The sequence below is a fragment of the Pseudomonas sp. UBA4617 genome (genome assembly GCF_002386445.1).
Classification (GTDB): domain Bacteria; phylum Pseudomonadota; class Gammaproteobacteria; order Pseudomonadales; family Pseudomonadaceae; genus Aquipseudomonas.
In genome coordinates, this window is sequence record NZ_DGIR01000046.1 from 21,844 (window position 1) to 44,624 (window position 22,781).

22 protein-coding genes are annotated in these 22,781 nt (G+C 59.4%); 18 read left to right on the forward strand and 4 right to left on the reverse strand.

The window, feature by feature from the left end:
- Nucleotides 1-345: 345 nt before the first annotated feature.
- The 16 genes from mnmG to glmS all read left to right on the forward strand — a co-directional run bounded on the left by mnmG (nt 346) and on the right by glmS (nt 16,139).
- A complete protein-coding gene (mnmG, locus tag B4L76_RS20225; protein WP_296234940.1) occupies nt 346-2,238 on the forward strand; it encodes a tRNA uridine-5-carboxymethylaminomethyl(34) synthesis enzyme MnmG in 1,893 nt (630 codons plus the stop codon).
- Nucleotides 2,235-2,885, forward strand: a complete 651-nt coding sequence (rsmG, locus tag B4L76_RS20230; protein WP_296234941.1) for a 16S rRNA (guanine(527)-N(7))-methyltransferase RsmG — start codon at nt 2,235-2,237, stop codon at nt 2,883-2,885. The genes mnmG and rsmG overlap by 4 nt, the downstream gene beginning before the upstream one ends.
- Before the next feature lie 18 nt (nt 2,886-2,903).
- Nucleotides 2,904-3,695 carry a ParA family protein gene (locus B4L76_RS20235; protein WP_060499722.1) on the forward strand — a complete coding sequence of 264 codons (792 nt, stop codon included), beginning with the start codon at nt 2,904-2,906 and terminating at the stop codon, nt 3,693-3,695.
- 9 nt (nt 3,696-3,704) lie between these two features.
- Nucleotides 3,705-4,577: a ParB/RepB/Spo0J family partition protein gene (locus B4L76_RS20240; protein ID WP_296234942.1), complete on the forward strand. Its 873-nt coding sequence runs from the start codon at nt 3,705-3,707 to the stop codon at nt 4,575-4,577.
- Between the two features lie 148 nt (nt 4,578-4,725).
- A complete protein-coding gene (locus B4L76_RS20245; protein ID WP_008092225.1) occupies nt 4,726-5,133 on the forward strand; it encodes a F0F1 ATP synthase subunit I in 408 nt (135 codons plus the stop codon).
- 16 nt (nt 5,134-5,149) lie between these two features.
- Complete coding sequence (gene atpB, locus B4L76_RS20250) at nt 5,150-6,019, forward strand: F0F1 ATP synthase subunit A (RefSeq protein WP_225779822.1); 870 nt, start codon at nt 5,150-5,152, stop codon at nt 6,017-6,019.
- A gap of 144 nt (nt 6,020-6,163) precedes the next feature.
- Nucleotides 6,164-6,421, forward strand: coding sequence for a F0F1 ATP synthase subunit C (gene atpE / locus B4L76_RS20255; RefSeq protein ID WP_003097235.1), 258 nt, complete (start codon nt 6,164-6,166; stop codon nt 6,419-6,421).
- A gap of 57 nt (nt 6,422-6,478) precedes the next feature.
- Nucleotides 6,479-6,949 (forward strand): F0F1 ATP synthase subunit B, encoded by a 471-nt coding sequence (locus tag B4L76_RS20260; protein WP_023383136.1) that lies wholly within the window; start codon nt 6,479-6,481, stop codon nt 6,947-6,949.
- A 12-nt stretch (nt 6,950-6,961) separates the two neighbouring features.
- On the forward strand, nt 6,962-7,498 hold the full coding sequence (locus B4L76_RS20265) for a F0F1 ATP synthase subunit delta (protein ID WP_043214190.1): 537 nt from the start codon (nt 6,962-6,964) through the stop codon (nt 7,496-7,498).
- A gap of 21 nt (nt 7,499-7,519) precedes the next feature.
- Nucleotides 7,520-9,064, forward strand: a complete 1,545-nt coding sequence (gene atpA, locus B4L76_RS20270; protein WP_186671700.1) for a F0F1 ATP synthase subunit alpha — start codon at nt 7,520-7,522, stop codon at nt 9,062-9,064.
- A gap of 48 nt (nt 9,065-9,112) precedes the next feature.
- Nucleotides 9,113-9,973 carry a F0F1 ATP synthase subunit gamma gene (gene atpG, locus B4L76_RS20275; protein WP_186671701.1) on the forward strand — a complete coding sequence of 287 codons (861 nt, stop codon included), beginning with the start codon at nt 9,113-9,115 and terminating at the stop codon, nt 9,971-9,973.
- A 27-nt stretch (nt 9,974-10,000) separates the two neighbouring features.
- On the forward strand, nt 10,001-11,377 hold the full coding sequence (gene atpD / locus B4L76_RS20280) for a F0F1 ATP synthase subunit beta (RefSeq protein ID WP_170033980.1): 1,377 nt from the start codon (nt 10,001-10,003) through the stop codon (nt 11,375-11,377).
- Nucleotides 11,378-11,421: 44 nt separating this feature from the next.
- Nucleotides 11,422-11,847, forward strand: coding sequence for a F0F1 ATP synthase subunit epsilon (locus B4L76_RS20285; RefSeq protein ID WP_023383131.1), 426 nt, complete (start codon nt 11,422-11,424; stop codon nt 11,845-11,847).
- A 113-nt stretch (nt 11,848-11,960) separates the two neighbouring features.
- Nucleotides 11,961-13,328, forward strand: a complete 1,368-nt coding sequence (glmU, locus tag B4L76_RS20290; RefSeq protein WP_296234943.1) for a bifunctional UDP-N-acetylglucosamine diphosphorylase/glucosamine-1-phosphate N-acetyltransferase GlmU — start codon at nt 11,961-11,963, stop codon at nt 13,326-13,328.
- 195 nt (nt 13,329-13,523) lie between these two features.
- Nucleotides 13,524-14,300 (forward strand): DeoR/GlpR family DNA-binding transcription regulator, encoded by a 777-nt coding sequence (locus B4L76_RS20295; RefSeq protein WP_296234944.1) that lies wholly within the window; start codon nt 13,524-13,526, stop codon nt 14,298-14,300.
- Between the two features lie 3 nt (nt 14,301-14,303).
- Nucleotides 14,304-16,139, forward strand: coding sequence for a glutamine--fructose-6-phosphate transaminase (isomerizing) (gene glmS / locus B4L76_RS20300; protein WP_296234945.1), 1,836 nt, complete (start codon nt 14,304-14,306; stop codon nt 16,137-16,139).
- A 309-nt stretch (nt 16,140-16,448) separates the two neighbouring features.
- Here glmS and lpdA read toward each other — a convergent pair whose 3' ends face one another.
- The gene (lpdA, locus tag B4L76_RS20305; RefSeq protein ID WP_296234946.1) at nt 16,449-17,849 is read right to left on the reverse strand and encodes a dihydrolipoyl dehydrogenase; all 1,401 of its coding nucleotides are present in this window, start codon (nt 17,847-17,849) and stop codon (nt 16,449-16,451) included.
- A 207-nt stretch (nt 17,850-18,056) separates the two neighbouring features.
- On the opposite strand from lpdA, the gene cfaB reads away from it, so the two are divergent.
- Nucleotides 18,057-19,241: a C17 cyclopropane fatty acid synthase CfaB gene (gene cfaB, locus B4L76_RS20310; RefSeq protein ID WP_296234947.1), complete on the forward strand. Its 1,185-nt coding sequence runs from the start codon at nt 18,057-18,059 to the stop codon at nt 19,239-19,241.
- 122 nt (nt 19,242-19,363) lie between these two features.
- Here the strand turns inward: cfaB and cls are convergent, their stop codons facing one another.
- Complete coding sequence (cls, locus tag B4L76_RS20315; RefSeq protein WP_296234948.1) at nt 19,364-20,803, reverse strand: cardiolipin synthase; 1,440 nt, start codon at nt 20,801-20,803, stop codon at nt 19,364-19,366.
- Between the two features lie 132 nt (nt 20,804-20,935).
- Between cls and B4L76_RS20320 the strand changes: the two genes are divergently transcribed.
- Entirely contained in the window at nt 20,936-21,463 is a 528-nt protein-coding gene (locus tag B4L76_RS20320; RefSeq protein ID WP_296234949.1) for a DUF3617 domain-containing protein, read from the forward strand.
- Here the strand turns inward: B4L76_RS20320 and folE2 are convergent.
- Together folE2 and B4L76_RS20330 are read right to left on the reverse strand one after the other, a co-directional pair.
- Nucleotides 21,447-22,352 (reverse strand): GTP cyclohydrolase FolE2, encoded by a 906-nt coding sequence (gene folE2 / locus B4L76_RS20325; RefSeq protein WP_296234950.1) that lies wholly within the window; start codon nt 22,350-22,352, stop codon nt 21,447-21,449. The two genes, B4L76_RS20320 and folE2, sit on opposite strands and share 17 nt — an antisense overlap.
- A 23-nt stretch (nt 22,353-22,375) precedes the next feature.
- Nucleotides 22,376-22,762, reverse strand: a complete 387-nt coding sequence (locus tag B4L76_RS20330) for a glutamine synthetase (protein WP_414707240.1) — start codon at nt 22,760-22,762, stop codon at nt 22,376-22,378.
- Nucleotides 22,763-22,781 lie beyond the last annotated feature (19 nt).

The following is a 22,781-nucleotide window of genomic DNA, read 5'->3' on the forward strand; positions in this document are numbered from 1 at the left end:
AGCAGGCTGTTTTTCTGAGGACAAACCCGCCTGTGGGTAAACTGCCTTTTAATCCACAGGCTAAATCACGTTATCCATAGCCCTCAGGGCGCTCCAGCCACAGGGTTTAATTTCTCTCTATGCTGTGTGAATAAAGGCCCGTAGCCGTTTATCCACAGATAGGGCTGTGCATAAGAATAAACATAAAAACAAAGCTTTTTTAAATTTCTCCTCTTTGATTTCTGTTGTCTGCCACTCATCCACAGACTGGTCAAAATTTGCTCAGACGGTTTCTTTAAAGGGGGTTAAGTCCCTATACTTGTCGGCTTACCTTCTCTATTCGCAAAAACAGGCACGAGGTGCGTGGTGGATTTCCCTTCCCGTTTTGAAGTGATCGTCATCGGCGGCGGCCATGCCGGTACCGAGGCTGCGCTTGCGTCAGCACGCATGGGTGTGAAAACCCTGCTGCTGACCCATAACGTGGAAACCCTCGGTCACATGAGCTGCAACCCCGCCATTGGCGGTATTGGCAAAAGCCATCTGGTCAAAGAGATCGATGCGCTCGGTGGCGCCATGGCGTTGGCCACCGACAAGAGCGGCATCCAGTTCCGTGTCCTGAACAACCGCAAGGGCCCGGCCGTACGCGCTACCCGTGCACAGGCCGACCGCGCCATCTACAAGGCAGTGGTACGTGAAATCCTGGAAAACCAGCCAAACCTGTGGATATTCCAGCAATCCTGCGACGACCTGATCGTCGAACAGGATCAGGTCAAAGGCGTTGTTACCCAGATGGGCCTGCGTTTCTTCGCCGACTCGGTGGTACTGACCACCGGTACCTTCCTCGGCGGTCTTATCCACATAGGCCTGCAGAACCATTCCGGCGGTCGCGCCGGTGATCCGCCTTCGATCGCCCTGGCCCACCGGATGCGTGAACTACCGCTGCGCGTTGGCCGCCTGAAAACCGGTACTCCGCCACGCATCGACGGCCGTTCGGTGGACTTCTCGGTCATGACCGAACAGCCGGGCGATACGCCGATCCCGGTGATGTCGTTCATGGGCAATGCCGAAATGCATCCGCGCCAGGTGAGCTGCTGGATTACCCATACCAATGCCCGCACCCACGAGATCATTGCCTCGAACCTCGACCGTTCGCCGATGTACTCGGGTGTGATCGAAGGGGTCGGCCCGCGCTACTGCCCGTCGATCGAAGACAAGATCCACCGCTTCGCCGACAAGGAAAGCCACCAGGTGTTCATCGAGCCGGAAGGCCTGACCACCCATGAGCTGTACCCCAACGGTATTTCCACTTCGCTGCCGTTCGACGTGCAGCTGGAACTGGTGCGTTCGATCCGCGGCATGGAAAACGCCCACATCGTGCGCCCAGGCTATGCCATCGAGTACGACTACTTCGACCCGCGTGACCTCAAGTACAGCCTCGAGACCAAAGTCATCGGCGGCCTGTTCTTCGCTGGCCAGATCAACGGCACCACCGGTTACGAAGAAGCCGGCGCCCAGGGCCTGCTGGCCGGTACCAACGCCGCCCTGCGGGCGCAGGGCCGTGAAAGCTGGTGCCCGCGTCGCGACGAGGCCTACATCGGTGTACTGGTCGACGACCTGATCACCCTGGGTACCCAGGAGCCGTACCGCATGTTCACATCACGTGCCGAGTACCGCTTGATCCTGCGTGAGGACAACGCCGACTTGCGTCTGACCGAAAAGGGCCGTGAACTTGGCCTGATCGACGACCAGCGCTGGGCCGCCTTCTGCGCCAAGCGCGACGGCATCGAGCGTGAGGAACAACGCCTGAAATCGACCTGGGTACGGCCAAATACCGAACAAGGCCAGGCCATTGTGGATAAGTTCGGTACCCCACTCAGCCACGAATACAGTCTGCTCAACCTGCTGGCCCGCCCGGAAATCGACTACGCCGGGCTGATCGAGGCGACTGGCGGTGAAGCGATCGATCCACAGGTCGCCGAACAGGTCGAGATCCGCACCAAGTACGCCGGCTATATCGATCGCCAACAGGATGAAATCGCTCGCCTGCGTGCCAGCGAAGACACGCGCCTGCCTGTGGATATCGATTACTCGAGCATTTCCGGCCTGTCCAAGGAAATCCAGGGCAAGCTGGGCCAGACCCGTCCGGAAACCCTGGGCCAGGCGTCGCGTATCCCTGGGGTAACCCCGGCAGCGATCTCCCTGTTGCTGATTCACTTGAAGAAACGCGGCGCTGGCCGCGAATTGGAGCAAAGCGCTTGAGTTCCCTGGTCACCCCGCAACACGCTGAAGAGTTGTCCACAGGTGCGCGCCAGCTCGGTGTCGAGCTGAGTGCCGAGCATCATGCAAAACTGCTCGGCTACCTGGCCCTGTTGATCAAATGGAACAAAGCCTACAATCTGACCGCCGTCCGCGATCCTGACGAAATGGTGTCGCGTCATCTGCTCGATAGCCTCAGCGTCATGCCGTTTATCCACAGCGAACGTGACAACTGGCTGGATGTCGGCAGTGGCGGCGGTATGCCTGGCATTCCGTTGGCTATCCTGCATCCACACAAACGGGTGACGGTGCTGGATGCCAATGGCAAGAAGACGCGCTTTCTGACCCAGGTGAAAATGGAACTCAAGCTGGACAACCTCACGGTTATCCACAGCCGGGTCGAGGCCTTCCAGCCGGCACCACTGTTTGACGGGATCATTTCCCGCGCGTTCAGCAGCATGGAGAACTTCACCAACTGGACCCGCCACCTGGGCGACACCGGGACGCAATGGCTTGCAATGAAGGGGCTGCATCCTGCCGATGAACTGGTAGCATTGCCCGCAGACTTCACAGTGGAAAGCGAGCAGGCCCTGACCGTTCCGGGTTGCCAGGGCCAGCGCCATCTGCTGATACTGCGCCGCAAGGCATGACTGGGAACACACGCAACAATGGCTAAGGTATTCGCAATCGCGAACCAGAAAGGTGGTGTAGGCAAGACCACCACCTGTATCAATCTCGCTGCCTCGCTGGCCGCAACCAAGCGTCGTGTGCTGCTGATCGACCTCGATCCGCAAGGCAACGCCACCATGGGCAGCGGTGTGGACAAGCACGAGCTCGAGCACTCGGTCTACGACCTGTTGATCGGGGAATGCGACCTGGCCCAGGCCATGCATTACTCCGAACACGGTGGTTTCCAGTTGTTGCCGGCAAACCGTGACCTGACCGCCGCCGAAGTGGTGCTTCTGGAAATGCAGGTCAAGGAAAGCCGCCTGCGCAACGCCCTGGCGCCTATCCGCGACAATTACGACTACATCCTCATCGACTGCCCGCCGTCGTTGTCGATGCTGACGCTCAACGCCTTGGTCGCCTCGGATGGCGTGATCATCCCGATGCAATGCGAATACTATGCGCTGGAAGGTCTCAGCGACCTTGTGGATAACATCAAGCGCATTGCTGCCCGGTTGAACCCCGAACTGAAGATCGAAGGTCTGTTGCGGACCATGTACGACCCGCGTCTGAGCCTGAACAACGATGTCTCGGCGCAGCTGAAGGAACACTTTGGACCGCAGCTTTACGACACGGTCATTCCGCGCAACATTCGCCTGGCCGAAGCCCCCAGCTTCGGCATGCCGGCCCTGGCCTACGACAAGCAATCTCGCGGCGCGCTGGCCTATCTGGCCCTGGCCGGGGAACTGGTCCGCCGCCAACGCCGTCAATCCCGCACTGCACAAACAACTTAAGGAATCCGTATGGCCGTCAAGAAACGGGGTCTCGGACGTGGGTTGGATGCACTGCTCAGTGGTCCTTCCGTCAGCGCGCTCGAAGAGCAGGCTGTGAAGGTCGACCAGAAAGAACTGCAAAACCTGCCCGTCGAGCTGATCCAGCGTGGCAAGTACCAGCCGCGCCGGGACATGGACCCTGAGGCGCTGGAAGAGCTTGCGCATTCGATTCGCAACCATGGCGTGATGCAGCCGATCGTGGTGCGCCCGATTGGTGACGACCGCTACGAGATCATCGCCGGTGAGCGTCGCTGGCGTGCTACCCAGCAGGCTGGGCTGGACAAGATTCCGGCCATGGTCCGCGAGGTGCCCGACGAAGCTGCCATCGCCATGGCGCTGATCGAGAATATCCAGCGTGAAGACCTCAACCCGCTGGAGGAAGCCCTGGCACTGCAGCGCCTGCAGCAGGAGTTCGAGCTCACTCAGCAACAGGTGGCCGACGCCGTGGGCAAGTCGCGGGTAACCGTGGCCAACCTGCTGCGCCTGATCACCCTGCCTGATGCGATCAAGACCATGCTTGCCCATGGTGACCTGGAGATGGGCCACGCACGTGCACTGCTCGGGTTGGAAGAACATCGTCAGGAAGAGGGGGCGCGTCATGTTGTCGCACGTGGCCTCACCGTGCGCCAAACCGAGGCACTGGTTCGTCAGTGGCTCAGCGACAAGCCTGATCCGGTCGAACCGAGCAAACCTGATCCGGATATCGCGCGCCTTGAACAGCGTCTCGCAGAGCGCCTGGGCTCGGCGGTGCAGATTCGCCATGGCAACAAGGGCAAAGGCCAGCTGGTTATTCGCTACAACTCGCTTGACGAGTTGCAAGGCGTGCTTGCTCACATCCGCTGAAACAATTCCTGTTGTAGCGTGCAACCGGAAATCACTACGAAGAGTTGAATAGGGGTTAATCCACCCCTATACTCTGCGCGCATTTTGTCGGCACAAATTATGCCAAGTCATAGCTGACTTGTTGGTCGACTTCCGAGGAGCAGTTGTGATGGAAATCCGCACGCCAAACCGCCTGCCTTTCCATCGCTGGGCGGTTTTTCCGGTACTGCTGGCTCAATTTGTCGTACTGCTGCTGGCAACCTTGGTGTTGTGGCAGTGGAAAGGGGCGGTCAGTGGATATTCAGGCCTTTGCGGAGGCTTGATTGCCTGGCTACCCAATGTGTATTTCGCCTGGAAGGCTTTTCGCTTCAGCGGAGCACGGGCGGCACAAGCCATCGTCAAGTCGTTTTACGCTGGCGAGGCAGGCAAGATGATTTTGACGGCAGTGCTTTTTGCACTGACCTTCGCAGGAGTGAAACCATTGGCGCCGTTAGCAGTATTCGGCGTCTTCGTGCTGACCCTTTTGGTCAGCTGGTTCGCGCCCCTGCTGATGAATAAAAGACTTTCGAGACCTTAGGGCGTTTGAGGCAACCATGGCAGCAGAAACCGCTTCGGGCTATATCCAGCACCACTTGCAGAACCTGACCTACGGTCAACTACCAGACGGCAGCTGGGGCTTCGCCCATTCGGCTGCAGAAGCCAAGGCAATGGGCTTCTGGGCGTTCCACCTGGACACCCTGGGTTGGTCCGTCGCGCTGGGTCTGATCTTCCTGTTCATCTTCCGCATGGCGGCCCGGAAGGCGACTTCCGGCCAACCTGGCGGCTTGCAGAACTTCGTTGAAGTGCTGGTGGATTTCGTCAACGGCAGCGTGAAGGACTCCTTCCACGGCCGTAGCCCGGTAATCGCCCCGCTGGCGCTGACCATTTTCGTCTGGGTGTTCCTGATGAACGCCATCGACCTGGTACCGGTCGACTGGATTCCTCAGCTGGCCATCCTGATCTCCGGTGATCCGCACATCCCGTTCCGCGCCGTGTCGACCACCGACCCGAACGCGACCCTGGCCATGGCCTTCTGCGTGTTCGCCCTGATCATCTTCTACAGCATCAAGGTCAAGGGCCTGGGTGGCTTCATCGGTGAGCTGACCCTGCACCCGTTCGGCAGCAAGAACATCTTCGTGCAGATCCTGCTGATTCCGGTCAACTTCCTGCTGGAATTCGTCACCCTGATCGCCAAGCCGATCTCGCTGGCACTGCGTCTGTTCGGCAACATGTACGCCGGCGAACTGGTGTTCATCCTGATCGCCGTGATGTTCGGCGCCGGCATCCTGTGGCTCAGCGGCCTGGGTGTGGTGCTGCAGTGGGCGTGGGCTGTGTTCCACATCCTGATCATCACCCTGCAAGCCTTCATCTTCATGATGCTTACCATCGTCTACCTGTCGATGGCTCACGAAGATAACCATTAAGACCGCCTGGCGTGTCTGATAGCCTTCCCCGCTCGTTTGGGGGGAGGGCTTAAAAAGTCCGCAAGGGCATGCTGTACCAAACGATTTGTTTTACCGCTTCAAACTAAAAACCTAACCAATACGACGTAAAAGTCGGGAGGAAAGATGGAAACTGTAGTTGGTCTGACCGCTATCGCTGTTGCTCTGCTGATCGGCCTGGGTGCTCTGGGTACCGCCATTGGTTTCGGCCTGCTGGGCGGCAAGTTCCTGGAAGGCGCTGCTCGTCAGCCTGAGATGGTTCCGATGCTGCAGGTCAAAATGTTCATCGTTGCCGGTCTGCTCGACGCCGTAACCATGATCGGTGTTGGTATCGCTCTGTTCTTCACCTTCGCGAACCCCTTCGTTGGTCAGATCGCCGGCTAATCACTCGTTTCCACGAGTTGATTGGTGTGATGGACAAAGACCGAGCGAGGTGTTGGCGTGAACATTAATGCAACCCTGATTGGCCAATCCGTTGCTTTTCTGATTTTTGTACTCTTCTGCATGAAGTATGTATGGCCTCCGGTCATCACTGCCCTGCAAGAGCGCCAAAAGAAGATTGCCGACGGCTTGGACGCTGCCAACCGCGCAGCTCGCGACCTGGAGCTGGCCCAAGAGAAAGCGGGTCAGCAACTGCGTGAAGCAAAGGCACAGGCAGCCGAAATCATTGAGCAAAGCAAGAAACGCGCTGCTCAGCTTGTCGAGGAGGCCCGTGAACAGGCTCGCGTCGAAGCTGACCGTGTGAAGGCTCAGGCTCAAGCCGAGATCGAACAGGAACTGAACAGCGTCAAAGACGCCCTGCGTGCCCAAGTGGGTGCCCTGGCTGTTGGCGGTGCTGAAAAGATCCTTGGCGCCACAATCGATCAAAACGCGCATGCGGAGCTGGTTAACAAACTGGCCGCTGAAATTTAAGCGAGGGCGATCATGGCAGAACTGACCACGTTGGCCCGACCTTACGCTAAGGCTGCCTTTGAGCATGCCCAGGCCCATCAGCAACTGGCCAATTGGTCAGCCATGCTCGGCCTGGCTGCTGCGGTGTCGGAAGACGACACCATGCAGCGCCTGCTCAAGGCCCCGCGACTGACAAGCGCAGAAAAGGCCGCCGCATTCATTGAAGTGTGCGGTGACAAGTTCGATGCACAGGCACAGAATTTCATTCATGTTGCCGCGGAAAACGACCGTCTCCTGCTCCTGCCGGAGATTGCCGCCCTGTTCGACCTGTACAAGGCCGAGCAAGAGAAATCCGTGGACGTGGAAGTCACCAGTGCTTTTGCGTTGAACCAAGAACAGCAAGACAAACTCGCCAAGGTTCTCAGTGCACGGCTCAGCCGGGAAGTGCGCCTGCACGCGTCGGAGGATGCCAGCCTGATCGGCGGCGTCGTCATCCGCGCCGGCGACCTGGTAATCGATGGCTCGGTTCGCGGCAAGATCGCGAAACTGGCCGAAGCATTGAAATCTTGAGTTTGAAGGGGCAGCAGAGCAATGCAGCAACTCAATCCTTCCGAAATTAGTGAAATCATCAAGGGTCGCATCGAGAAGCTCGATGTCGGCTCCCAAGCCCGTAACGAAGGTACCGTCGTAAGCGTTTCCGACGGTATCGTACGGATCCACGGTCTGGCCGACGCTATGTACGGCGAAATGATCGAGTTCCCGGGCGGCGTATACGGTATGGCACTGAACCTGGAGCAAGACTCCGTTGGTGCGGTGGTACTGGGTGCGTACACCTCCCTCGCCGAGGGCATGAGCGCCAAGTGCACCGGTCGCATCCTGGAAGTTCCGGTCGGCAAAGGCCTGCTGGGCCGCGTCGTCGACGCTCTGGGTAACCCGATCGATGGCAAAGGTCCTCTGGCCACCACCGAAACCGACGCGGTCGAAAAGGTCGCTCCGGGTGTGATCTGGCGTAAGTCGGTAGACCAGCCTGTACAGACTGGCTACAAGTCGGTTGACGCCATGATCCCGGTTGGCCGTGGCCAGCGCGAGCTGATCATCGGTGACCGTCAGATCGGTAAGACTGCCATGGCGGTCGACGCGATCATCAACCAGAAAAACAGCGGCATCTTCTGCGTATACGTGGCCGTAGGCCAGAAGCAGTCGACCATTGCCAACGTTGTGCGCAAGCTGGAAGAAGCCGGCGCCCTGGCCAACACCATCGTTGTTGCCGCCAGCGCCTCGGAATCGGCCGCGCTGCAGTTCCTGGCGCCTTACGCCGGCTGCACCATGGGCGAATACTTCCGTGACCGCGGTGAAGACGCCCTGATCGTATACGATGACCTGTCCAAGCAGGCTGTTGCCTACCGTCAGATCTCCCTGCTGCTGCGCCGTCCGCCAGGACGTGAAGCCTACCCAGGTGACGTGTTCTATCTCCACTCCCGTCTGCTGGAGCGTGCATCGCGCGTTTCGGAAGAATACGTCGAGAAGTTCACCAACGGCGCAGTCACTGGCAAGACCGGTTCCCTGACCGCCCTGCCGATCATCGAAACCCAGGCTGGCGACGTTTCCGCGTTCGTTCCGACCAACGTGATTTCCATCACCGACGGTCAGATCTTCCTGGAATCGGCCATGTTCAACTCGGGCATCCGTCCTGCAGTTAACGCTGGTGTTTCGGTATCCCGCGTAGGTGGTGCCGCTCAGACCAAGATCATCAAGAAGCTGTCCGGTGGTATCCGTACCGCTCTGGCTCAGTACCGTGAACTGGCTGCATTCGCCCAGTTCGCTTCTGATCTGGACGAAGCGACCCGCAAGCAGCTGGAGCATGGTCAGCGCGTTACCGAGCTGATGAAGCAGAAGCAGTACGCGCCAATGTCCATCGCGGACATGGCCCTGTCGCTGTACGCCGCTGAGCGTGGCTTCCTGACCGACGTAGAAGTCTCCAAGGTCGGCAGCTTCGAGCAAGCTCTGATCGCCTACTTCAACCGTGATCACGCCGAACTGATGGCCAAGATCAACGTGAAGGGTGACTTCAATGACGAAATCGATGCTGGCATGAAAGCTGGTATCGAGAAGTTCAAGGCCACCCAGACCTGGTAAGCCGCAGCGGGGGCCCTGGCCCCCGCTTGCTAACCTGATAGGTGATACATGGCAGGCGCAAAAGAGATTCGCAGTAAGATTGCGAGCATCAAAAGCACGCAAAAAATTACCAGCGCCATGGAAAAAGTGGCGGTCAGCAAAATGCGCAAGGCACAACTGCGCATGGCTGCTAGCCGTCCCTACGCGGAGCGTATCCGCCAGGTGATCGGTCATCTGGCCAACGCCAACCCGGAATACCGCCACCCGTTCATGATCGAGCGCCCTGTAAAGCGCGCCGGTTATATCGTGGTGAGCAGTGACCGTGGTCTGTGCGGTGGCTTGAACACCAACCTGTTCAAGGCCCTGGTCAAGGACATGAACGAAAACCGCGAACAGGGCGTTGAAATCGACCTGTGCGTGATCGGCAGCAAGGGTGCGGCATTCTTCCGCAACTTTGGCGGCAACGTCGTAGCCGCGATCAGCCACTTGGGCGAAGAGCCATCGATCAACGATCTGATCGGCTCCGTCAAAGTGATGCTGGACGCCTACCTGGACGGCCGCATCGATCGCCTCTCGGTGGTTTCGAACAAGTTCATCAACACCATGACCCAAAAACCGACGGTCGAGCAATTGGTACCGTTGGTGGCAACCCCGGATCAGGATCTCAAGCATCACTGGGACTACCTGTACGAACCCGACGCAAAAGAGCTGCTGGACGGCTTGATGGTGCGTTACGTGGAGTCGCAGGTGTACCAGGCGGTGGTCGAGAACAACGCTGCTGAACAAGCGGCCCGGATGATCGCCATGAAGAACGCCACAGACAACGCCGGTGATTTGATCAGCGAACTCCAGCTGATCTACAACAAGGCGCGTCAGGCTGCGATCACCCAGGAGATCTCGGAAATCGTCGGCGGCGCTGCCGCGGTTTAACGGTTCACATATTCAGAGGATCCAGCTATGAGTAGCGGACGTATCGTTCAAATCATCGGCGCCGTCATCGACGTGGAATTCCCACGTGACGTCGTGCCGAGTGTTTACAACGCGCTGAAAGTACAAGGCGCGGACACCACCCTGGAAGTTCAGCAGCAGCTGGGCGACGGCGTGGTTCGTACCATTGCAATGGGCTCGACCGAAGGCCTGAAGCGCGGTCTGGATGTCGTCGACACCGGCGCTGCCATCTCCGTTCCTGTTGGTAAGGCCACCCTGGGCCGCATCATGGACGTTCTGGGCAACCCGATCGACGAAGCCGGCCCGATCGGCGAAGAAGAGCGTCGTGGTATTCACCAGAAGGCACCTTCCTTCGCTGACCAGGCAGGCGGCAACGACCTGCTGGAAACCGGCATCAAGGTTATCGACCTGGTTTGCCCGTTCGCCAAGGGTGGTAAGGTTGGTCTGTTCGGTGGTGCCGGTGTTGGCAAGACCGTCAACATGATGGAACTGATCCGTAACATCGCCATCGAGCACAGCGGTTATTCCGTGTTCGCCGGTGTGGGTGAGCGTACTCGTGAGGGTAACGACTTCTACCACGAGATGAAGGACTCCAACGTTCTCGACAAAGTAGCACTGGTCTACGGTCAGATGAACGAGCCACCAGGAAACCGTCTGCGCGTAGCGCTGACCGGCCTGACCATGGCTGAGAAGTTCCGTGACGAAGGTAACGACGTTCTGCTGTTCGTCGACAACATCTACCGTTACACGCTGGCCGGTACCGAAGTATCCGCACTGCTGGGCCGTATGCCTTCCGCAGTAGGTTACCAGCCGACCCTGGCCGAAGAGATGGGCGTTCTGCAAGAGCGTATCACTTCGACCAAAGAAGGTTCGATCACCTCGATCCAGGCCGTATACGTACCTGCGGACGACCTGACCGACCCGTCGCCAGCCACCACCTTCGCCCACCTGGACGCCACCGTCGTTCTGTCCCGTGACATCGCTTCCCTGGGTATCTACCCGGCGGTCGACCCACTGGACTCGACTTCGCGCCAGCTGGACCCGAACGTGATCGGCAACGAGCACTACGAAACTGCCCGCCAGGTTCAGTATGTTCTGCAGCGCTACAAAGAGCTGAAGGACATCATTGCGATCCTGGGTATGGACGAACTGTCCGAAGCCGACAAGCAATTGGTAGCCCGCGCTCGTAAGATCCAGCGCTTCCTGTCGCAGCCGTTCTTCGTGGCCGAAGTCTTCACCGGTTCGCCAGGCAAGTACGTTTCCCTGAAAGACACCATCGCTGGCTTCAGCGGCATCCTCAAAGGTGACTACGACCACCTGCCAGAACAAGCGTTCTACATGGTCGGCAGCATCGACGAAGCGATCGAGAAAGCCAAGAAACTGTAATCCCGGCGCCCCGAAAGGGGCGCTAATCAGGTTGAGGCAAGCAGATGGCTATGACAGTCCATTGCGATATCGTCAGCGCGGAAGGAGAAATCTTCTCTGGTCTGGTCGAGATGGTGGTTGCGCACGGCAACCTGGGCGATCTGGGTATCGCTCCAGGCCATGCGCCGCTGATCACCAATCTGAAGCCAGGTCCGATCACGCTGACCAAGCAGGGCGGCGAGCGCGAGGTGTTCTACATCTCCGGTGGCTTCCTGGAAGTGCAGCCGAACATGGTCAAGGTACTCGCCGATACCGTGCAACGTGCAGCCGACCTGGACGAAGCCTCCGCTCAGGATGCCGTCAAGGCAGCTGAGAAGGCCCTGCATGAGAAAGGCGCGGATTTCGACTACAGTGCCGCATCCGCACGTCTGGCCGAGGCCGCAGCTCAGCTGCGTACCGTCCAGCAGATCCGCAAGAAGTTCGGCGGTTAATTCCGCAGGCTTCATGTAGATTGAGAACAAGGGTAGCCATCGGCTACCCTTTTTCTTTTTTGTAAACCATAAAACCGGTCATTCCACTGACCGCCCAGGATTGGTAGCCAGTAATGTCACTCGATATCGTTATTCTCGCTGCCGGCCAAGGCACCCGCATGCGCTCGGCGCTGCCCAAGGTGCTGCACCCGGTAGCCGGCAATTCCATGCTCGGCCATGTTATCCACACTGCGCGTCAGCTTCAGCCGCAAGGTATCCACGTGGTCATTGGCCATGGAGCCGAGCTGGTACGCGAGCGCCTGGCCGCTGACGATCTTGATTTCGTCATGCAGGACAAGCAGCTGGGCACCGGTCATGCGGTTGCCCAGGCATTGCCGGCCCTGACTGCCGACACCGTGCTGGTGCTATATGGCGACGTGCCTCTGATCGAGGTGGAAACGCTGCAGCGGCTGCTGGCCAAGGCCAATCCCCAGCAACTGGGCCTGCTCACGGTCACTCTGGAAGATCCGACCGGTTATGGCCGTATTGTGCGGGACGAGCACGGCAAGGTGACCGCTATCGTTGAGCACAAGGACGCCAACGATGCGCAGAAAGCGATCAAGGAAGGCAACACTGGCATTCTGGCCCTGCCGGCCGCCCGGCTGGCGGACTGGATGGGGCGTCTGTCGAACAACAATGCCCAGGGCGAGTACTACCTGACCGATGTCATTGCCATGGCAGTGGCCGATGGCCTGGTGGTGGCTACCGAACAGCCGCACGACCCGATGGAAGTGCAAGGCGCCAATGACCGCCGCCAGCTGTCCGAGCTGGAACGTCACTACCAGTTGCGCGAAGGCCGTCGCTTGATGGCCCAAGGGGTGACCCTGCGCGACCCGGCACGCTTCGATGTCCGCGGTGAAGTGACCGTCGGCCGCGACGTGCTGATCGACATCAACGTGATTCTCGAAGGCAAGGTCGTCATCGAGGATGACGTACAGATCGGCCCGAACTGCGTGATCAAGAATACGACCCTGCGCAAAGGCGCAGTGGTCAAGGCCAACAGCCACCTTGAAGGCGCCGTGATGGGCGAGGGCAGCGACGCCGGCCCGTTCGCCCGCCTGCGCCCGGGCAGCGTGCTGGACGCCAAGGCCCATGTGGGTAACTTCGTCGAACTGAAAAACGCCCATTTGGGCGAAGGAGCCAAGGCCGGGCACCTGACCTATCTGGGTGATGCCGAAATCGGCGCGCGTACCAACATTGGTGCCGGCACTATCACCTGCAACTACGATGGGGCCAACAAGTTCAAGACCGTGATGGGCGAAGACGTCTTCATCGGCTCGAACAACTCGCTGGTCGCGCCAGTGGATATCCAGACGGGTGCTACCACTGCAGCCGGTTCGACCATCACCCAGACCGTTGAAGCTGGCGACCTGGCGGTGGCCCGGGCGCGCCAGCGCAACATCGCGGGCTGGAAGCGACCAGAGAAGATCAAGAAAAGTTGAGTTATACACAGCTGTTTTGATCGAAAGCCGACTTATGTGAATAAGTCGGTTTTTTTATTAGCAGTGCACCCTTTCTGAAGAATGTCGTTCCAACTGGGTGCCCATTTGTCCCTGAGCTTTATCCACAGCTTGACGAATCGTCCGTCTTAGGTTTTGATTGCCTTCATTATCTTTCGAACCGAAACTTAAGCGCTCATGTCGAAACGAAACACTCCACAGCGCAGGCACAACATTCTGGCGTTGCTCTGCGAGCAGGGCGAGGTGAGTGTTGACGCGTTGGCCAAGCGTTTCGCCACCTCGGAAGTTACCATTCGCAAGGACCTCGCCGCCCTCGAGACCAATGGTCTGCTGCTACGCCGCTACGGTGGCGCAGTTCCGGTGCCGCAAGAGCTGCTCGGTGAACCCGCCCAGCCTGTGTCTTCCTATAAAAGGGCGATAGCACGTGCCGCCGTCGGGCGCATTCGCGAACATGCGCGGATCATCATCGACAGCGGCAGCACCACCGCAGCCATGATTCCCGAACTGGGGCGCCAGCCTGGCCTGGTGGTGATGACCAATTCGCTGAACGTTGCACGTGCCATCTGCGACCTCGAACACGAACCGGTGCTGTTGATGACGGGCGGAACCTGGGACCCTCATTCCGAATCGTTCCAGGGCCAGGTGGCCGAGCAGGTATTGCGTTCCTACGATTTCGACCAGCTGTTCATCGGTGCCGACGGCATCGATCTCGGCCGTGGCACCACCACGTTCAACGAGTTGCTCGGGCTGAGCCGGGTCATGGCCGAAGTTGCCCGTGAAGTGATCGTGATGGTCGAGTCGGACAAAGTGGGGCGCAAGATCCCCAACCTCGAGCTGCCCTGGGGCAGCGTACACACCCTTATTACTGACGAGCGCCTGCCCGCAGCGGCACGCGAACAAATTCAAGCCCGCGGCATCAACCTGATCTGCGCCGCGATCAGCCAGGAGCAATAAACCATGTGTGGAATCGTTGGTGCCGTAGCCGAGCGCAACATCACAGCCATCCTGATCGAAGGCCTCAAGCGTCTTGAGTACCGCGGGTACGACAGCGCCGGCCTGGCCGTGCTCACTTCGAGTGGTGAATTGCAGCGCCGCCGCCGTATCGGCAAGGTCAGCGAACTGGAGGCCGCGGTTGCTGCCGAACCGCTGTCTGGCCAGCTGGGCATCGCCCACACCCGCTGGGCCACCCACGGTGCGCCCACCGAGGGCAATGCCCACCCGCACTTCTCGAACAATGAAGTGGCCGTGGTGCACAACGGCATCATCGAGAACCATGAAGAACTGCGCGAAGAGCTGAAGGGCCTTGGCTATGTCTTCACTTCGCAGACCGATACCGAAGTCATCGTCCACTTGATCCACCATACCCTGAAGACCACCCCGGACCTGACCGATGCGCTGAAGGCCGCTGTGAAGCGCCTGCATGGTGCCTACGGCCTGGCGCTGATCAGTGCCAGCCAGCCTGACCGCCTGGTAGCGGCCCGCAGCGGCAGCCCGCTGGTCATCGGCCTGGGCCTGGGTGAGAACTTCCTTGCCTCCGACCAGCTGGCCCTGCGCCAGGTCACCGACCGCTTCATGTACCTGGAAGAGGGCGACATCGCCGAAATTCGCCGTGATCAGGTTTCCATCTGGGACCAGGACGGCCACAAGGTCCAGCGCGAAACCGTGCAGTACCACGAAGGTGCCGAAGCCGCCGACAAGGGAACCTACCGTCACTTCATGCTCAAGGAAATTCACGAGCAGCCAAGCGTGGTGCAGCGTACCCTGGAAGGCCGCCTGGGCAAGGACAGCGTGATGGTCCAGGCCTTCGGCCCGCAGGCTGCTGAACTGTTCGCCAAGGTGCGCAACGTGCAGATCGTTGCCTGCGGCACCAGCTATCATGCTGGCATGGTCGCCCGTTACTGGCTGGAAAGCCTGGCCGGCATCCCGTGCCAGGTTGAAGTGGCCAGCGAGTTCCGCTACCGCAAGGTAGTGGTGCAGCCAGACACGCTGTTCGTCTCCATTTCGCAGTCTGGGGAAACCGCCGATACCCTGGCCGCGCTGCGTAACGCCAAGGAGCTGGGCTTCCTCGGCAGCCTGGCAATCTGCAACGTGGGCATCAGCTCGCTGGTGCGTGAGTCGGACCTGACCCTGCTTACCCTGGCTGGCCCGGAAATCGGCGTGGCCTCGACCAAAGCCTTCACCACCCAGCTGGTATCGCTGATGCTGCTGACCTTGGCCCTGGGCCAAGTGCGAGGTACCCTGGAAGCCGGGGTCGAAGCCGGGCTGGTAGAGGAGCTGCGTCGCCTGCCGGCACGCCTGGGTGAAGCCTTGGCCATGGATGCAACCGTCGAGAAAATCGCCGAACTGTTCGCCGACAAGCACCACACCTTGTTCCTCGGCCGCGGTGCGCAATACCCGGTAGCAATGGAAGGTGCGCTCAAGCTCAAGGAAATCTCCTACATCCATGCTGAAGCTTACCCGGCTGGCGAACTGAAGCACGGCCCGCTGGCCCTGGTGGACAATGACATGCCCGTGGTCACCGTGGCGCCGAACAATGAACTGCTGGAAAAGCTCAAATCCAACCTGCAGGAAGTGCGTGCGCGTGGTGGTGAGCTGGTGGTGTTCGCCGACGAACAGGCTGGCATGACCAACGGCGAAGGTACCCACGTGATCAAGGTGCCGCACATTGCGGACGCCTTGGCACCGATTCTCTACACCATTCCGCTGCAGTTGTTGTCGTACTACGTTGCAGTGCTCAAGGGCACTGACGTGGACCAGCCGCGGAATCTGGCGAAGTCGGTTACGGTCGAGTAAGGCGCAAGCCGGGGGCGATCAATGCTGTGGTTGCACCGGCTAGCCCAAGTCCAGCTTTCGGGCTGGACTGCGGTAGCAGAAACAGAGTCCTCTCGGTCCTTGAATCAAGGATTCTTAGGTCTGCTCCTCGATTTAGCCCCAAACACCCCGGTGTCTTCTGGCGATGCAACTGGAAGGCACTGGCAATGCACTCCTGCTGACGGAACACCGCCCAACAACATTCCAAGCACAACGCCGCTCAGGCCAATGCAGGGCCATAGCAGCCTCGGGTCGTGAAAGGGCCGCAATGCAGCCCCTCGCAGCCCAGCCTCAGATCTGCATCGCCATGCCATCCACATTCATCGCTGCCTGGCGCAAGGCCTCGGAGCGGGTCGGGTGGGGGTGGCAGGTGAGGGCGATGTCCTCTGCCGAGGCCGAGAATTCCATGGCCACGCAGAACTCACCAATCATCTCGCTGACACTTGGGCCGACCAGGTGAACCCCCAGCACTTCATCGGTCTGGGCATCAGCGATGACCTTGGCGAAACCTTCGGTCTCATGGTTGATCTTGGCACGGCTGTTTGCAGTGAAGGGGAACTTGCCGACCTTGTAGGCACGGCCTTCGGCCTTGAGTTGCTCTTCGGTCTTGCCCACGCTGGCCAGCTCCGGGCGCGTGTAGATCACACCCGGGATAAGGTTGTAGTTGACCTCATGGGGCTTGCCGGCGATGCGTTCGATGCAGGCCACCGCTTCGTCTTCGGCCTTGTGCGCCAGCATCGGGCCAGAAGTGACGTCGCCAATGACCCAGATGCCCGGCACGGACGTGCGGTGGTTGTCGTTGCCGAGCATGCCGCGCTGGTCGGTTGCCAGGCCCACGCTTTCCAGGTTCAGCCCTTGGGTATAGGGACGGCGGCCGATGGCAACCAGTACGTAGTCGGCCTGCAGCGTTTCTGCGTTGCCGCCAGCGGCGGGCTCCAGGGTCAGGCTGACGCCTTCTGCGCTGGCGTTGGCCTGGGTCACCTTGCTGCCCAACTTGAACACCATGCCTTGCTTGGCCAGTGCCTTCTGCAGGGTCTTGGCGGTTTCTTCGTCGGTGCCCGGGCAGATGCGGTCGAGGTATTCGATGACCGTTACCTGGCTGCCCAAGCGTCGCCATACCGAACCCAGCTCTAGGCCGATGACGCCGGCACCGATGACTATCAGGTGCTTGGGTACCTGTGGCAGCGACAGTGCGCCGGTCGAGTCGATGATGCGCTGGTTGTCAATGGTCACGCCTGGCAACGGTGTCGGCTCGGAGCCAGTGGCAATCACGATGTCCTTGGCCTGTAATGCAGTTTCGCTGCCGTCCTCGGCCTTGACCACGACCTTGCCAATGCCATCCAGGCGACCCCAGCCCTTGATCCAGTCAACCTTGTTCTTGCGAAACAGGTACTCGATGCCCTTGGTCAGGCCGGTCACGCTCTCGTCCTTCTGCTTCATCATCTGGCCGAGGTTGAGGTTAGGTTTTACCTCGATACCGAGGTGAGCAAATTCGCCACCGCTGGCGGCTTCGTAGAGCTCGGACGCATGCAGCAATGCCTTGGAAGGCATGCAACCGACGTTCAGGCAGGTGCCGCCGAGGGTCGAGCGGCCTTCCACGCAGGCAACGCTCAGGCCTAGTTGGCCGGCACGGATGGCTGCGTTGTAGCCGCCAGGGCCGCCGCCAATGATCACCACGTCATAGGATTTCATAGGTTCAACTCCAGGATGAAGAAGTGGGCTAGGGGCACAAGGGTAAGCTGAGACGTGCGAATTGTATACAATCTGCAGGCTAGGTAAGATCAGCTGGTTCTAGACCATGGTCTCGTATAAAGGAAACATCCCACGAATGAACTACTCTGTTCCGGCGACGTTCGAAATTTAAGGCGTCGTGGCCAAATACGGACAGGAGGGTCGTTCATGCTTGCGCAACTTCCACCGGCACTGCAGAGCCTGCATCTGCCGCTGCGGCTGAAACTGTGGGACGGTAACCAGTTCGATCTGGGGCCCAGCCCGCAGGTCACAATCCTGGTCAAGGAGCCACAGCTGATCAGCCAGTTGAGCCACCCAAGCATGGACCAGCTGGGCACGGCATTCGTCGAGGGCAAGCTGGAGCTGGAAGGGGATATCGGTGAAGCCATACGCGTGTGCGATGAGCTGAGCGAAGCGCTGCTGACCGAGGAGGATCAGGCGCCACCGCAACGGCAAGCCCACGACAAGAGCACTGACGCCGAAGCCATTTCCTACCACTATGACGTTTCCAACGCGTTCTACCAGTTGTGGCTGGATCAGGACATGGCCTACTCGTGCGCCTATTTCCGCGAGCCGGACAACACGCTCGATCAGGCGCAGCAGGACAAGTTCGATCACTTGTGTCGCAAGTTGCGCCTGGACGCCGGCGACTATCTGCTCGACGTTGGCTGTGGCTGGGGTGGGCTGGCGCGTTTCGCTGCCCGTGAGTATGGCGCCAAGGTGTTCGGCATCACCTTGAGCAAGGAGCAGCTGAAGCTCGGCCAGGAGCGTGTCAAGGCAGAAGACCTCGACGGCAAGGTGGAACTGAAGATCCTTGACTACCGTGACCTGCCGCAGGACGGCCGCTTCGACAAGGTGGTCAGCGTTGGCATGTTCGAGCATGTGGGCCACGCCAACCTGGCGCTGTATTGCAATAAGCTGTTCGGTGCCGTGAAGGAAGGCGGCCTGGTGATGAACCACGGCATCACCGCCAAGCACGTCGATGGCCGCCCGGTCGGGCGTGGTGCTGGCGACTTCATCGACCGCTACGTGTTCCCTCATGGCGAACTGCCGCACCTGTCGATGATCAGTGCCAGCATTTGTGAAGCGGGATTGGAAGTGGTGGACGTGGAAAGCTTGCGTCTGCACTACGCCAAGACCCTGCACCACTGGAGCGAGAACCTGGAAAACCAGCTGCACAAGGCCGCGGACCTGGTGCCTGAGAAGACTTTGCGCATCTGGCGCCTGTACCTGGCCGGGTGTGCCTACGCCTTCGAAAAGGGCTGGATCAACCTGCACCAGATTCTGGCAGTGAAGCCATACGCCGATGGGCATCACGACCTGCCCTGGACGCGTGAAGACCTTTATCGCTGACTTTGCCTGCTTCACCGTGGGGCGGGTTTACTCGTGAAAGCGCCAGTGATTGTACCGGCGTATTTACGCGTATACCCGTTCCCGCAAGGCTCGTGACGCGCAGCAGAAATTGCGTCCACTCCTTACAGGATCGGCGAAATCAGCCGGGCTATCCGCATCCCCAGTTGCTGTAGCCGATGGGTGTCACGGCTGTCCTCCGCGGTTATTTCCCGGGCCTGTTCAAAGTCATTGATCAACATGGTCTCGACCTGGTCGGCGAAGCTGCGGTCTACCGTCAACAGAGTTATTTCGAAGTTCAGGCGGAACGAGCGGTTGTCGAGGTTGGCGCTGCCGATCGCGCTGATCTCGTCATCCACCAGCACCACCTTCTGGTGCAGGAAGCCGGGTTGGTAGCGGAACATGCGCACCCCGGCACGCACCGCTTCGAAGGCAAACAGGCTGGACGCGGCATAGACGATGCGGTGATCGGGGCGTGACGGTATCAACACGCGTACATCGACCCCGCGCAGTACCGCCAGGCGCAACGCGGCGAATACCGCTTCGTCGGGGATGAAGTACGGGCTGGTGATCCACACTCGCCGGGTGGCTGAATGAATCGCTTCGATGAAGAACAACGAGCAGGTTTCCTGTGGGTCTGCCGGACCACTTGCCAAGGCCTGACAGAGCACGCCGTCGTCCGGGTAGGCGTCCGGCAGGATCAGTGGAGGCAACTGGCGCGTGGCCCAATACCAATCCTCGGCGAATGACTCTTGCAGGCACGCCAACACCGGCCCGGTGATCTGGACATGGGTATCGCGCCAGGGCGAGAGCTGCGGGCGTGCGCCCAGGTATTCATCGCCCACGTTATGGCCACCGACGAAACCAAGCAGGCCATCCACCACCACGATCTTGCGGTGGTTGCGAAAGTTTACCTGGAAGCGGTTGAACCAGCCTCGGCGAGTGGCAAAGGCATGGATCTGCACACCACCTTCACGCAAGACCTGACTGTAGCTTGCCGGCAGGGCGTGGCTGCCGACCCGGTCGTACAGGACGAATATCTGCACGCCTTCGGCAGCCTTGCGCAGCAGCAGTTGCTGCAGCGCCTTACCGAGGCTGTCGTCATGGATGATGAAGAACTGGACCAGCACCACATCGCGGGCATTTTCGATGGCAGTGAAGATGGCATCGAACGTTGCTTTCCCGTCGATCAGCAGCTTCACCTGGTTGTTCGCCAGGCAAGGCATGCGGCCAAGCTTGGGCATGGCACGCAAGGCTGCGTAGCTTTCCGACTCGCGGGCGGTGAGAGCCTCTTCTACCCAGGGCCGCCAGTTCAGGTTGGCCATGGCAACGTGCATTTCCTGGTTGGCTTGGCGCCTGGCCTTGATGTAGGCATAGAACGAGCGTGCACCGAAAACCAGGTAGGGAATCAAGGTGAGGTAGGGAATGAAGAACAATGGCATGGCCCAGGCAATTGCACCTTGGGCAGTGCGCACGGTGAATAGTGCATGAAGTGCTGCGACGATACCCAGCAGGTGAATCAGGCCGAGTAGATAACCGAAGAAGTAGGGGCTGTGGTAATCCATATGCATCCTGCTTGCCGAGTATACATTGAGTAACAGAACACGTTCCCGCTCTGCCTTGCAACCTGCAGGTGGATTTGGCGTCTAAGGCTCAGCCCGGCCCGGTTGGCCGGCTTTCCCCAGGAGCGTTCGTCCATGAAGATTCGTCTGCCACTGTTGGCTTTGGCCCTAGCTATGAGCAGCCCGCTGGTGCATGCGCAAATGCTGCAGCCAGGTTTGTGGGAGCTGACCACCAGCAACATGCAGGTCGATGGCAAGCCGTTACCTGATATGGAATTCATGCTCGGCCAGTTGAAGAACCTGCCGCCGGAACAGCGCGCGATGATGGAAGGCGTGCTGGCTAAGCAAGGTGTCACTGTCGGCGGTAAGGGGGTGCGTTCTTGCCTGACCCCGGAGCAAGTAGCCACCAATGACATTCCGTTGCAGGACCCTAAGTCCGGTTGTACCCAGAAGATTACCGACCGCACCGGCAATGTGTGGAAGTTCCAGTTCAGCTGCCCGCGTGCACAGGGCACTGGTCAGGCGACGTTCCTAAGCGACCGCGAGTTCACTACACAAGTGAACGGCACGTTCAACGCTTCGGGTGTGCAACAGCAAGGCAGTATGAATACCCGTGCCGTGTGGTTGGGGAATGACTGCGGTTCGGTCAAGCCGCGTAGCTGATATCCCACTGCCACTGGCTGGAAGCGACAGCATCGTGGGCATGCAGGCTTTCTGCATGTTCCACTCGCAGTTTGAAGGCTGTGCTCCATTCAACTTGTCGCAACGCCTTATGCAAACGCCGAGCAGCGTCTTCACAGAACATAAGGTTCTGGCCATTGGCCAAGGCGAACGCTTGTTCATCGGCACGCTTGACCGCGGTCTGTACCGCTGTCGCCAGGCTCGCTTCCATGCGATCGATCAGTTCGGTGATTGGCAGATGCTGCTGACTGCTGCGTAACCTCACCTGAATGTGCGCGCTACTGCGTTGGCTGTGGGGTGTCGCGACGATGCCCTCGGCGCTGCCAAGCCACCGTAACACCGCAGCCTTGTCGACCTGCGCGGCGGGGAAGTCCGCCTGGAACTGATGCTGGATCAGCTGCCGTGAAAGCGCAGCCGAGCATGGGCAGGTCGAAGAGTAGGGAATGGAAACAGATAGTTCCACGTGGAACATTCCTTTTTCGATCCTTGCATCGATCGATACAGGATAGGTTTTCCAGCCGTGCACAGGGCTGACCAGAGCACGCCTTTTCAGCAGATGCTCGAAGCGCAGACGCAGATAGGCCGCTGCAGACAGTCCTTCATGGCTGTCGAGGAAATCAGACAGTAGCTGGCGAATGGTGAGCGTTGTAAGCGGCTGGTGTTCCAAGGCTTGCAGGGCAAGGTATAGCCGTGACATATGGATACCACGTGAGCTGCCGTCCACCAGGCTTACGCCAGCATCAACGGTAGCCGCCGTTTGGCGTGCGTCGAAGTGGACCGGCAAGGCGATCCCGCACATCCCCACCCAGTCCAATGGCAAGGCATAGTCCTGGGTCTGGGTCGCAATGTCGGGGAGCTTGAGCTGAGTCATCTGGCATTCCAAATAATAGAGTTTCAACGGCAGCCGGCAATCAAGCTGCAATGCAGGTTGAAGCGTTGCCCACTGGAACTGGAAACGCGGTTAACGGTGGTCCAGCCGATGCGTCGGCTGTAACCCACCCAGGCTTCACCATCACTGGCCAGGCCGGTAAAAAAGGTCAATGTGCCGTAGCGGCTGTTGGTCTGTGCCCAGAGACGGCGGCTGTTGAAGTCGTAACCCCGAAGGTAAAAGACGCTGTTTTCGCTGCGGACGCTATAGAAACTGCCCTTGCCATCCTGACAGGCGAGCAGTGTCGCGCTGCGGGTACAGAGCACCAACGAGCCGCCCTGTGGCATGGCGAGCAGCGAGGTGGGCAGCGCGAGCAATAGCAGCATCGAGGCGCGTAGCGGATTCATTTCCATCCTTTATCAGCACATGTTC